The organism is Ellagibacter sp. (assembly GCF_048412355.1).
Classification (GTDB): Bacteria; Actinomycetota; Coriobacteriia; order Coriobacteriales; family Eggerthellaceae; genus Ellagibacter.
Genome location: NZ_DBFSAP010000050.1, coordinates 1 through 13,103, shown reverse-complemented (window position 1 = coordinate 13,103; position 13,103 = coordinate 1). Strand labels below are relative to the sequence as shown.

Genomic DNA, 13,103 nt, shown 5'->3' with positions numbered 1-13,103 from the left:
GAGCATTTATGCGCGCCCTTATCCAACGAGTCACCCATGCCCAGGTCGATATCGACGGGAAAACCGTCGGGTCCATCGGCACCGGGTTGCTCATCCTGCTCGGCGTCGGCACGAACGACACCGAAACGCAGGTCGACAAGCTGTGGGGCAAAATCTCGAAGATGCGCATCTTTGAAGACGAGGCAGGCAAGACGAACCTTTCACTCGCCGATGTGTCGGGCGAGGTGCTCGTCGTTTCCCAGTTCACCCTTTATGCCAGCTGCAAGAAGGGGAATCGCCCCTCCTTTACCGACGCAGGCGCGCCCGCCGAAGCGAAACGCCTCTACGAGCTGTTCGTCTCTCAGGCGCGCAAGGACGTGCCTCGCGTCGAGACGGGCGAGTTCGCCGCGATGATGGAGGTATCGCTGGTTAACGACGGGCCCTTCACCATCTGGCTCGACACCGACGAACTATAAGAAAGGGAATCCGTCGCCTGCCAACGGAGCCGGGTCCGCCCGTCGTTACCAGAAGCACACTGTCAACACGATATCGCGTTTGAGAGCCTGCGGTCATCCGCAACGCTTCGACAAGGCGCGCATCGCCCAACTGCCGCCCCTCGCAGCCCGCAGCGCGCCTAGCTCCTGCGGCTCGAACCATAGGCTGCATTCTTGCGGTTGCCGAACGCGCTCCCCTTTCGAGCGCTTCGCTTCAGCTCCTTCAGCACGTCGTCTTCAGTTGAGCCTTCGAACTGGGCCTTCAGCTGCACCACCTGATCGCGCAAAGTCGCCGCCCGCTCGAAATCCATCTCGCGCGACGCCGCTGCCATATCGTCTTCCATGCTTGAGATGACGCGGAGCACCTCTTCCCTCGACAGCGAGGCAAGCTCCTTGTTCACCTGCTCGGCCGTCGTGTTCGAGATTTCCGCGACCGAACCCATGATGTCGCTGACCTTCTTGCGGATAGTCTGCGGCGTGATACCGTGCTCCTCGTTGTAGGCCATCTGAATGGCACGGCGACGCCTCGTTTCGGCGATAGCTTTGTCCATAGAATCCGTCGTCTTGTCGGCATACATGATGACCTGGCCGTTTGCGTTTCGTGCCGCGCGGCCGATTGTCTGGATGAGCGAACGGTAGTTGCGCAGGAAGCCTTCCTTATCGGCATCGAGGATGGACACAAGCGACACCTCGGGCAAGTCGAGGCCCTCGCGCAAAAGATTGATTCCCACGAGCGTGTCGAACTCGCCGCGCCTGAGCGCACTGAGAATCTCGACGCGCTCGAGCGTAGCGATGTCGGAGTGCATGTAGCGCGCTTTCAGACCGCGATCGAGGAGGTGGTCGGTCAGATCCTCCGCCATCTTCTTGGTGAGCGTGGTGATAAGCGTACGCTCGTCACGCTCGGCCCGCTCCTTCGCCTCGTCGATGATGTCGTCGATCTGGCTCGCACTTGAACGCACGATGATTTCAGGGTCGAGCAAGCCGGTCGGGCGAATAATCTGCTCGACCGTCTGCTGGCTCACCTTCTCTTCGTAGTCGCCGGGCGTCGCGGACACATAAACGAACTGCGGGACGCGGTCCTCGAACTCGTCGAATCGCAGCGGTCGGTTATCCAGGCAGCTCGGCAGGCGAAAACCATGTTCGGCAAGCGTAATCTTACGCGAGCGGTCGCCTTCGTGCATTCCGCGAATCTGCGGCACCGTAACGTGACTCTCGTCGATGATACACAGGAAGTCTTTCGGGAAGTAGTCGATGAGCGTATACGGGGGCTCGCCCGGAGCGCGCCCGTCAAGATGGCGCGAGTAGTTCTCGATTCCCGAGCAGAAGCCCATCGTCTCGATCATTTCCAGATCGTAATTCGTGCGCATCTCCAAGCGCTGCGCTTCGAGCAGCTTGCCTTCCTCCTTGAACTGCTGCAATCGCTCGCGCAGCTCATTTTGAATGGTGCCGATCGCCCGATCAAGCTTCGGACGTGCGGTAACATAATGGGAAGCAGGCCAAATGGGAAGCGCCTCGTATTCGTTGAGAACCTCGCCCGTGACGTTGTCGATCTCGGCGATCGTCTCAACCTCGTCACCCCAGAACTCCACGCGGATGGGGTTGTCGGCATAGGGCGGGAACACGTCGAGCGAGTCGCCGCGAACGCGGAAGGTGCCGCGTTTGAGCTCGTAATCGTTGCGATCGTATTGGATGTCGATCAGCTCGTGGATGACGTCATCGCGCTCGGCCGGCTTCTCCTTGTCGAGGAAGACGGCCAACCCCGCGTAATCCATCGGGCTGCCGATGCCGTAGATGCAGCTCACCGAGGCGACCACAATGCAATCGCGACGCGAGAGCAGAGCCGACGTAGCCGCATGGCGCAGCTTTTCGACCTCCTCGTTGATTGAGGCGTCCTTCTCGATGAACGTATCAGAGGAGGGAACATATGCCTCGGGCTGGTAGTAATCGTAATAGGAAACGAAGTACACCACCGAGTTGTTCGGGAAGAATTCCTTGAGCTCGCTTGCAAGCTGCGCGGCAAGCGTCTTATTGGGAGCTAAAACAAGCGTGGGCTTTTGAACCGCTTCGATGGTTTTCGCCATGGTGAACGTCTTGCCCGACCCCGTGACGCCTAGAAGCGTTTGATAGCGCATGCCCTCTTCAATACCGTGGGCAAGCTCTGCGATTGCTTTGGGCTGGTCGCCCGCTGGCTCGTACGGCGAGACGACCTGGAACGGCGTGTTGGACAAGCGAACCTCCGGCAGCTTGCCTTCCATTTCCAGGCCTTCGATATTTTGAAGATGCGTTGACATCAGAGCACCACGTCCTTCGCCGAGTGGAGGAAACTCCCAACCCTCCGCACCCGGCGCCAAATAAAAACTAGCCTTCCCCTGTTTCGGGAAGGCTAGTCTATCACAGAATCATTACTAGAACAAGTGTTCGAACTTAAATGGTCTTCTCGTACTCTTTCCACCAGTTCAGCATCTTATCGCACAGCACTTCGGGCGTGCTATCGTTGCTGAAGACGACGTCTGCAGCCTCGATGCGGTCGGCATCCGTGATTTGCCGGGCAATGCGGCGACGCACGTCAACCTCAGAGAATCCCGAGGCCACCGCTCGCTCAACGCGCAGCTCGAGCGGAGCGATGATGGCAATCACCACATCGGCGCAATAGGCAAGTGAACCCTGGCGGTTCTTGAACACCGACTGCTCAACCACGACGGCCTTGTTCCCCTGGCGCTCGAACTCATCGATGCGGTCGGAGAACAACTCCTCGATGCGAGGAAGCGTGATGCGGTTAAGCTTGCGCGTTTCCGCCGGCGACGCGAACGCCTTCGCCGCGAGCTTCTTGCGGTCGATTGCCCCGTCTTCGCCGAAGACCTCGTCCCCGAAGGTTTCGCGAATCTCATCCTTCACCGTATCCCAAGCGAGCACCTCATGCCCGACATGATCTAAATCGACATAAGGAAGCCCCTGCTCAACGAGGGCTTTTCTGGCTGTAGACTTACCAGCGCCCATACCACCGATGATGAACAGCTTTTTCATGACCTGCCTCCTCGAACGTATGACACCTTCTGCGTACCATAATACACGTATTGGCGCCTCATGGGGCGAAGGCGAAACGACGCAATAGGCAAGATAGCCATCGAAATTACCCGCCCCCTTATTAAAAAAGGAACCCGCCAGATGACGGGTTCCTTCATATTCGCGCTATGCGAGTTGGAGCTATTCAGCGTCCTGCTCCTCGGCGGGCTTTTCAGCCTTCTTCTCGCGCTTCTTGGCCGGCTTCTCCTCGACCTGGACGGACTCGTCCACTTCGATCTCGTAGCCGAGCTCCTCAGCGGCAGCCTTCATGGACAGGGAGATGCGACGACGCTCGGGGCTGATCTCCATGACCTTCACCTTGACGTCCTGGCCAGGCTTGACGACCTGCGCCGGGGTGTCGATGTGGCGCATAGCCATCTCGGAGATGTGCACCAGGCCCTCGATGCCGTTGCCGAGCTCGATGAACGCGCCGAACGGAACGATCTTGGTGACCTTGCCGTCGACGATGGAGCCAACCGGGTACTCCTCGACGAGCTTGACCCAGGGATCCTCCGTGGTCTGCTTGAGACCGAGGGAGATGCGCTCGCGCTGCAGATCGACGTCGAGAACCTCGACCTCGACCTCGTCGCCAACCTTGACGACCTCGGACGGATGGTTGACATGGTTCCAAGAGAGCTCGGAGATGTGAACCAGACCGTCGATACCGCCGAGGTCGACGAAGGCGCCGAAGTCGACGATGGAGGAAACGGTGCCCTTGAGACGCATGCCCTTGGAAAGCTTGGACAGGATCTCGGCGCGCTCGTTCTTGCGGCCTTCCTCAAGCAGCACGCGGCGGGAAAGCACGACGTTGTTGCGGTTGCGATCCATCTCGATGACGCGGGCTTCGATCTCGGTGCCCAGGTACATGTCGAGATCCTTCACGCGGCGAAGGTCCACGAGGGATGCGGGCAAAAAGCCGCGAAGGCCGATGTCGAGGATGAGGCCGCCCTTGACGACTTCGATGACCTCGCCAGTGACCGTCTCGCCGGCCTTGAACTTCTCTTCGACGCTGATCCAGGCGCGCTCGTACTCGGCACGCTTCTTGGAGAGGATCAGGCGACCGTCCTTGTCTTCCTTCTGGAGAACGAGAGCCTCGATCTTGTCGCCAAGGCTGACAATCTCTGACGGATCGGCATCCTTGCGGATGGAGAGCTCGCGAACGGGGATAACGCCCTCGCTCTTAAATCCGATGTCGACGAGCACCTCGTCGTGCTCAATCTTCACCACGGTGCCGTCGACGAGATCGCCCTCGTCGAAGTCGGTCAGCGTGCCATCGATCATCTTGTTCATTTCCTCGTCGGAAATGTCGGTGAAGTCGATGACGGAAGTGTTCTTAATTTCGGTCAAAACGGACCCCTTTCGAACCTTCAAATTCCGGGGACCCTTCGCCATGATTGATTGCTTACGTGTAAACCATGTTCGTACGTAGTGGAAACCGACCCGCCCGAAGGCTGCCGGCCGCGCAAAAAACATGTCTCGGGGGCCAACATTACTTACCGCCTATGGGTTTTTCCATAAGCTTGGCTAGTATACCACGCTCCGATACGCCTCGACGAAACGAAATCTCAAGGCTCGCGAATGCACAAAAAGAGCCGACAACCGCACACTTAGTGCAGCTGCCGGCTCTCATGCCTTGGCGTCGAAACCGACTCGTTCTCAAGCCCAATCGCTACGGCGGGCAGCGCAGGAGCTTGAGCCCCGAGGCTTTTTCTTACGCCTCCTTCTTGCGAAGGCGCGGGAAGGTGAATGCGATGACCGCCGCTACGAGCATCGTCACGCCGACGATGCCGAAGGAATTGCCCACAACGCCCGTTGCGTCGATGAGCATGCCGGCAAGCCACGGACCGAGGTAGCGGCCGACGACGTTTACCGTGCCGATGAAGCCCGTGCCTGTGGCGCGGATGTCGTCGGTGTAGTACTCGCCTGCCGTGGTCATGATGACCGTGATGACGCTCGTCGTCGCAGAGATGATCGCAACGAAGATCCAGCAGACCATAAGCGAGGGCGAAGGCGTGTTCGTCAGGTAGAAGAAGTAGGCCAGGCCGAAGATGCCGGAGAGCGCGACCACCGCAGCGATGACGTTTTTGCGCTCGACATGGTCGGAGAGCGTGCCCAGGATAAGCTCGCAGATGATGGTCAGGATGCCGCCCCAGGTAATGGCAAGCGACGCGGATGCCAGATCGAAGCCTGCGGACTGGATGGACGCCACGTAGTACTGGGTCGCCGCCATGTAGCCAACCTGGTAAACGATGTAGAAGATGCCGAAGTGCCAGGAAATCGGCATCTTGAGCACGCGCTTGAGCGCCTCGCCTGCGCCAACCTTGCCCGACTTCTGATCCTCGAGCTTCGGCGCGGGAGCAGCCTGCGTGCCTGCAGGGGCGCCGTAGGGCGCAAGGCCCTTCTCCTCTGGCCCTTCGCGGAAGAATGCCGCCACGAAGACCGTGATCACGGCGAATACGATGCCGAAAATCACGTAGGTCCATTGCCAACCCATCGCGCCGATGATGAGCGGAGCGATGATGCCCAAGATAATCGCCGAGAAGTTCGCGCCCGGCGTGATGAGGCTCATGCCGAAGCCGCGACGATGCGGGGCGAACCAGCGAGAGACGATCTTCGGCAGGATGGCCATGAGCAAGCCGGCTGTGCCGACGCCCGCGATAGCCCAGGTGCCAATCGCAACCGGCAGCCCGTACTGAGCGAAGAAGCCGAACAGCAGCGCGCCGATCGAGGCGAGCCCGCAAGCGATGGTCATCGCCCAACGGGTGCCGATCTTGTCGCCGAGCATGCCCCACACGATCGACAAGCCCGCGTAGAAGATCATGAACACCGAGGTGATGAGTCCGACATCAGCGTAGCTCACACCGAGCGTCTGACGAATCGGCTCGAGCGCGACCGCGGGAAGTCGCTGACAGCTCAAGACGATAGCCTGCGTTAAAAAGCCTCCGAGGCAAATAATGAATGCATAATGGAGGCCGTTCCCCTTTTTCGACGGGGCGGTATCTTCAATGGTTTGAAGCATTGCCGCTTCCTTTCTGAAATGATAGTCGAATCGGATCGTTGCGATCGACCGGCGAAAGCGTCCCCTTATGACGCGCTACCGCCGAGCGAGCGCAGTTTCGTGAAAATAGCTCCCCTTCTTGCCCTCCTCCTTTCCTTCTTCATCTCGAGATACGACGATTTCTTCTCCGCCGCCTCTTCGTTGAATCTCGCGTACGCCTCGCCTCCGACCTCGGCTTCGAGCTCGGCCGCGCGGGCAAGCTTCTCCTCGTCCTCGATAAGGGAAGCCGCCTTCTTCTTGCGATTGGCGGGAACGTATATGTCAACCCCGTAGTTCTTGTCCTTGCTCATGGGGATTGCCATCGCTGCAATCGGGTGGTTCATCTTCGTCGTTCCGCGGTCGATGCCGTAAAGTGGGATTCCCGCTTCGCGAAACAGGTATGCCATCCCGTCGTACTGCCAGGTCATCTTGATGTTTACGAGAAATGACCACGTGGTTTTCTCGAACTCGGCAAGGTCGACCATGGTGGTGAAGCCTTGTCTTTTCTGAGGCATAGAACCTCCTTCACGTCGCAAGGCGCGTCATATGAGGGTGATGGGTTTTGCTGTTTGGGGAGTGCGCGGTCCGTCTAAGCGAGAGAAACGGACCGCGCATGTGAAGGATGGATAGTTTCCTTACGATGCCTTACGGCATGAAGCAGCACACCTTGTGCTCGCCGAGGTCGGCCAAGCGCTTCGAGACGTCCTCAACGGGAACGATCTCGATGCATTTCGCCAGGCAGTGCAACTCGCACAGCGGCACCTTGCCCGCCTCTCGGCGCTCGGCGCACAGGTCGCACGCCCGGGACGGCACGGGAACATAGTCCCATTCCCATTTACCGCCGATCTTGTTCGGGCCGATCTGCTCGACCTTCATGCCCCACTCTTCAGCGCCAAGGCCTTTTTCCTTCGCGCAGGAAACAACACAGGACTCGCATCCGGTGCAGTACTTGTAATCGATGATCATCGCATGTTGCATGTCGCACACCCCCTAGTCTTTCATGCTGTCGACGCGCGTGATGGAGCAGATGCCGTTCTTGTACGGGGCACCGTATCCGGTGACGCCGACGCTCTCATGCGGAATGAGGTTGTTGGCATTCGCGTCGAACACACCGAAGAGATTGGGAGCTTCGCCGTCCTGCTCGGGGAACCACCAGGCGTGTTCCACGTGAACGGTCTTCTCGTTGACCTCGTAGGTGAGATGCGCCTTCTGCGTGCACTTGCCGAACATAGTGTCGACGCGCACCCAATCGCCTTCGCGGATGCCGTACTTCTCGGCCGTTGCCGGGTTGATGGTCACAAGCGGATCGGGATGCAGCGCGCGCAGCGAGGGAACCTGTCGGTGCTCGGAGTGGAAAGCGCTGATATGGCGGCCGCCCGTGGTATAGACGAGCGGATACTTCTCCACGACCTCAGGCGGTTGGGACACGGGGCTGTAGTCAGGTTCCTCGAAATAGGGAACCGGCTTTTCGTCATAGGCCTCGAGCACGTAGGAGTACAGCTCCACGCGGCCGGTGACCGTCTGGAAACCGGGCTGCCCGTCGTCGCGCAAATCGCCTGTCTCGTACTTGCGGTACTTGTAGTCGGCTTGGATGACGGACTTCTCGCGCAGTTCCTCGATGCCGTAGCCGTAGTTCTCCTTCAGCTTGGTGTCGAAGAAGTCATCAATCGTGGTGAAGTCTCCCCAAATCTCGGGGCGCATGCGCTTGCCCATGTCGACTAAGATCTCGAGGTCGCTTTTCGTGTTGGGGTTCTCCACCGCGGTGTTCATAGCGCCGACGAAGTGCTGGTTGCGCCCGTAGTTCGGCGTGACCAGGCCATCGTGCTCGGCGAAGGTCGAAAGCGGCAAAACCAAATCGCACAGGCCCATGATGGTCGGGGTCATGAAGATATCCTGAGCCACAATGAAATCAAGGTCCTTCATCGCCGCGTACCAACGCTGCGGCTGGTCAGCCATGCAAGCGAGCGGGTTCGAGCCGATAAGCCAGCACATGCGCAGCGGGTAATACTCGGGATAATCCTTGTACATGCCCTCGAGCCAGTTCAGAAGCGTGTCGCCCTGAACGCCGCCCATGGCAGCGCCCGTGTTGAACATGCGGTACTTGCCCGTGGGGTCGACGATATGCTTCTCCGCCATGCCCTCGGTGAGCGTGTCGGACATGTCATAGCGCCACTGACCGATGAAGCTCGTAGGCTTCGTGATGGTGATGCCGCCGGGCACGTCGATGTAGCCGCAAATGGCGCAAATCGCCATGAAGCACTGTGCCGCCTGCGTGGACTGCTTGGACTGGTCAAGCGCAACGCCCCAGGTCGCGGTAGAAGGCGCATTCGTCGCGAAGGCGCGTGCGGCTCCCACGAGCTGCTCGGGGTTGACCCAGGAAACTTCCTCGACCTTCTCAGGCGTCCAAGGCTTCACCGCCTCTGCGAGCTCCTCGAAGCCGTAGCACCATTTCTCGACGAAATCGTGGTCGTAGAGGTCCTCGGAGATGATGACGTTCAAAAAGCCCATGCCGACAGCAGCGTCGGTGCCGGGACGCAGCTGCAGGTGGTATTCCGAGTGCGCGCCGAGCCAGGTCAGACGCGGGTCGACGGTGATAATCTTCGCACCGCGCTTCATGATATCGATGATGCTGTGGCCAAAGAATCCGTCGGGGCTCGAGTAGAGCGGGTCCTTGCCCCACACCATGATGTACTTCGGGCAAACCCAGCGCGGATCGTCGTAGCGATCGGGGAAGAACTGCGCGGAGTCGATTTCGGGCACGCCTGCACCCAGCAGGTAGTTCACGATGGTAGCGCGCGGGCCGTAGCACGCCTCGCCCGAGAACGGATAGGTCGATGCACCGTTCGGCGTGTTCATGATAGCCGGGCCGTACACCGGGGCATAAAGCGTCGACTCGCGACCCGTGCCCGTCAGCGTGAAGATGCACTCGGCACCGTAGTTCTCCTGGAAGCCGCGAATCTTCTCCTCGAGCAAATCGTAGGCCTCATCCCAAGAGATTTTCTCCCACGTATCCTTACCGCGATCTTCGCGGGCACGCTTCATGGGGCTCAGCAGACGGTCCTTGTGGTAGACGACCTCGTCGAGCGCGATGCATCTCGGGCAAAGGCGGCCTTGCGTGATCGGATGGCTCGGGTCGCCTTCCACCTTCACAATCTTGCCGTCCTTCACATGGATGAACATGCCGCATCCAACCGGATGGTCTCCCGGAGGCGACCATGCACAGGTGCGGACTTTCAATACCCCGTCTTCTTCGGTGATGAATGGCTTGCACGAAGCGCAAGTTTCTCCCATTACACTCCCCCTCCTTCGTCGGTTTTCGCGAAGGCCTTGCCAGACCCTCGCGTCATTTCGAGCAACCCGAACTCTATGCTTCTGAAGCAGGGGGGAGAAAGACCCGTCGCGGGGCGTTTCGGGCATTCCCCACACTGCGAGACGCAAACCCCCCATAGCGGGGGGTCGGACTCCCCCCTACGGGTCTCACCTGGGGAAAGAAAGTAGGGTATGCTGTATAGCGGGAAAAGGAGGGAGACTATGTCGTGTTACACCTGCACGCACTGCAACAAGTGCGGAATGTTCTCTATCAAGGTTGCCGTAGTATGCAAAAGCTGCGGAGCGGAAGTGCCCGCGGGGGCAGGCGCATGTCCTGCATGCGGGGGCACCTCCCTTGCGCAGAAGGTCATCAAGCCCGCCGCGACTACATCCGCAGATAAAGCTCCTCGACCGCGTCGATGAGCTCCTGGCGCGAATGAATGCCAAGCTTCGCGTACACGTTTTTCACGTAGCCTTTCGCCGTGTTCTGCGCGATGACCAACTCGTCGGCAACGTACCCGATCGTTCTGCCGCGCGCGAGCAAAGCGAGCACCTCCGTCTCGCGCGCCGTCAACTTCGCCTCCGAAGCGAGCGTCATGCATGCGCGATCGAAAAGCGCACCGGGCGCCTCCTCGAAAGCATGGGCCTCTTCAGTCTTTGCCGTAGACTCGTTGGGGGTCTGCCCTTCGGCCGCACGCTGACTTAAGCGTTCGACCGCCTGCCGCTCCTGCTTCGCAAGCATCACGTCGAATGCCCGCTCGATAGTGCCCGTGGAAAGCGCCAGAGTGAACACGAGCACAAGGAGCACGCTCATAACGGCAAGGTAGGCCACGTAGTAAACGGAATCGCCCGAGAAAAGCCCCTGGTTCAGCATCACCACCACGACGCCGACCGTCGTACCGAGAGCCGACGCACCGCGCCCGAAGCCGAACACGCGCGCAGGAGTAAGCGTCGTTCGCCCTGCAAGGTCGATAAGCAAGCACCACACCACGATCACGAAGATGTTGTACAGCACGCCCGTGATCGCGCTCTGCACGATGTCGGGGGAGCCTAGAATCGGCGTGCCAAGCATCGCGAACGCCATGAGCAAACCGATCGGCAGATAGAGCGAGCTCACGTTGAAGTTGCGCGTGCGAAGCAGCAGGCACAGCCCCAAGATGAAGCCCGCGATGCAGACAAGCGAGACGATGCACTCGACAGGCGTCGAGGCGCCGGAGACAACGATCATACCGATACCCTTCGACACACCCGCTGCCAGCGCGAACGCGCACACGGCAAGAACAAGTCGCACGAAAAACCCTTGCGGCAGCTTATCGATGCTGATCGCCTCTTCGAGCGGATCGGTCTCGCTCACCTCGTCGGGCACGCAAAACGAGCAGAACACCGAGGCGAACGGCAAAAGCGACACGAGGACAACCGAAATATCTCCCGGAGCTCCTTTCACCGCGAAATAAATGAGGAAGGAAAGGAGCGCTGCGCTGCTGATGGTGACGCACGCCTCCGTGCCGCTCAGACGGCTTGTCACCAAGCCAACGCGCAGACAAACGAATGCCGTCCCAAGGCCCGTTCCCACCATGGCGATGTCGCAAGCGAGACTCCCAACATCATGACTTGCCGCGACGACGAACGTGGACGCGGAAGCGATGATGGCCATGACGACCGTCAACGGGCCGTGCGCAATGCGCTCGTTGAAAAACGAATCGAGCGCACCCGCCAAAAACAAACATGCGGTAAGGGGGATGCCAGAGAGCATATAGTTGCGCAAGAAGCGTGCCACAGCGTCGTCCGCCCCCGAAAACGAGACCAGGTCGACCCCCGTCACGGAAAGTAAAATCCATGCCCCGTAAAAGCTATAGCTTAAGTATCGAAGCTGCGGAAGCCTATTGCCGATACTTGACAAGGCCCAGCTGATTCCCTCTGTTCTATTCTCCACGCACGTCCCCTGTTTTCCATCCCAAACGCGCGAACCCCTTTTCGCGCGTTGTCCATTATGCAGCTTGGGACGTCGTTTCGCTAGGGAGGAAGCGCGGCACCACCCCCAGGTTCCGAGGAAAACCAGTGACGAAACCCCTTGTGAGGGCTGCAGCCTAATCAATCAGCGCTTCCCTAGTTTTCCATCAAATATTCCCTCAACAGCGGCATCTCGAACTCGACAAAGCCCCTGCGAGGCGCCGAAATGAGCCCCTGCTCGACTAACCGCGTCCGGTACACCCGTGCATAATTGGGCGTTTTACCCATACGCTCGGCAATATCGTTCATCAAGCTCGGATGCCCTTTGTCGGGAAGCATCGCCTCTAGAAATGCGATATCACCATCGGAGAGGTCCTGCAACGTCTTTTTTATGATGCCGTTTACGAAATCGCGACGCGCGAGCTCCGCTCCGCGCTCCACATGAGTGACCTCGATAACCGACGAATCCTCCGCTTCGATCCACGTACGGAATCCGACAAGTTGCATCATATAGGCAAACCCGCCCGTCGCTTCCGCAGCAAGCGAAAGGGCGTCATCGCCAATCGATTTCCCCGCCTCCTCGATTGTTTCGCGGAATGCATCGGTGATATCCGCGTCTTCAATGCGACCAAGCTGATGCTGCGCCGCACGCCTCAGAAAAGAAACGGACTTGTCCGACAGAAGCGCCGAAACATTGACGGGCAGACCCGCCATGAAAAGCGCCACTTTGCGATCTTCGCGTACGAAATGCTGGAATGTCGCCGAAAAGTCGATGAGCTCCTCGAGATTGGGGTCGATCTCATCGATAGTGATGAGAAGGCCGATGGAGTACTCTGCAAGCACATCGAGAATGCGGCTCATGCGCGTACGCCAATTGCCCGAATCAGAGTTACGGTATTCCCACGATGCGCTGAATAGCGATGAGATAGACACCGAGGTCAGTCGCTTAAACGAAGGTCTTTCAATGAACTCGTTCGCCGCATCCATCGTTCTTTCGAGAATATCTTCGAGCATGCCGGGGCGCGCCGTGACATTAGCCGAAATCCACCCGCTCGCCTCCGCCTTGCGCGCAAGGTGCGACATAAGAACCGTCTTTCCCACACCGCGGGGACCTGAGAACAAGCTACACAGATTGGGATCATTGGGATTAAGGGAGAAGGCCTGCTCGAATTCGCCAATCAGGATTTTGCGCCCCGCAAGAATGGGCGGCACTTTTCCGAAACTCGGGGTAAATGGATTTATTGAAGACTCCATACGACTCCTGTCTCGTT

The 13,103-nt window shown here is 59.0% G+C and carries 10 protein-coding genes; 1 reads left to right on the top strand and 9 read right to left on the bottom strand.

Features of this window, described 5'->3' with window-relative positions:
- The first annotated feature begins 8 nt into the window (after positions 1 to 8).
- Positions 9 to 455 (top strand): D-aminoacyl-tRNA deacylase, encoded by a 447-nt coding sequence (dtd, locus tag ACMRQN_RS07715; protein WP_418734493.1) that lies wholly within the window; start codon positions 9 to 11, stop codon positions 453 to 455.
- 158 nt (positions 456 to 613) lie between these two features.
- On the opposite strand, the gene uvrB is transcribed toward dtd, so the two are convergent.
- From uvrB to ACMRQN_RS07670, 9 genes are all read right to left on the bottom strand, one after another.
- Positions 614 to 2,764, bottom strand: coding sequence for an excinuclease ABC subunit UvrB (uvrB, locus tag ACMRQN_RS07710; RefSeq protein WP_418734492.1), 2,151 nt, complete (start codon positions 2,762 to 2,764; stop codon positions 614 to 616).
- A gap of 133 nt (positions 2,765 to 2,897) precedes the next feature.
- Complete coding sequence (coaE, locus tag ACMRQN_RS07705) at positions 2,898 to 3,497, bottom strand: dephospho-CoA kinase (protein WP_417063240.1); 600 nt, start codon at positions 3,495 to 3,497, stop codon at positions 2,898 to 2,900.
- A 180-nt stretch (positions 3,498 to 3,677) separates the two neighbouring features.
- Positions 3,678 to 4,826, bottom strand: a complete 1,149-nt coding sequence (rpsA, locus tag ACMRQN_RS07700) for a 30S ribosomal protein S1 (protein ID WP_417048587.1) — start codon at positions 4,824 to 4,826, stop codon at positions 3,678 to 3,680.
- A gap of 421 nt (positions 4,827 to 5,247) precedes the next feature.
- On the bottom strand, positions 5,248 to 6,555 hold the full coding sequence (locus ACMRQN_RS07695) for an MFS transporter (RefSeq protein ID WP_158048691.1): 1,308 nt from the start codon (positions 6,553 to 6,555) through the stop codon (positions 5,248 to 5,250).
- A 65-nt stretch (positions 6,556 to 6,620) separates the two neighbouring features.
- Complete coding sequence (locus tag ACMRQN_RS07690) at positions 6,621 to 7,088, bottom strand: hypothetical protein (protein WP_418734491.1); 468 nt, start codon at positions 7,086 to 7,088, stop codon at positions 6,621 to 6,623.
- 130 nt (positions 7,089 to 7,218) lie between these two features.
- Complete coding sequence (locus ACMRQN_RS07685) at positions 7,219 to 7,551, bottom strand: oxidoreductase (protein WP_276997777.1); 333 nt, start codon at positions 7,549 to 7,551, stop codon at positions 7,219 to 7,221.
- Between the two features lie 12 nt (positions 7,552 to 7,563).
- A complete protein-coding gene (locus tag ACMRQN_RS07680) occupies positions 7,564 to 9,864 on the bottom strand; it encodes a molybdopterin-dependent oxidoreductase (RefSeq protein WP_418734490.1) in 2,301 nt (766 codons plus the stop codon).
- Positions 9,865 to 10,267: 403 nt separating this feature from the next.
- On the bottom strand, positions 10,268 to 11,704 hold the full coding sequence (locus ACMRQN_RS07675; protein WP_417041065.1) for a response regulator transcription factor: 1,437 nt from the start codon (positions 11,702 to 11,704) through the stop codon (positions 10,268 to 10,270).
- Between the two features lie 284 nt (positions 11,705 to 11,988).
- Positions 11,989 to 13,103 (bottom strand): ATP-binding protein (locus tag ACMRQN_RS07670; RefSeq protein WP_418734489.1); only part of this gene is annotated, 1,115 nt, incomplete at its 5' end.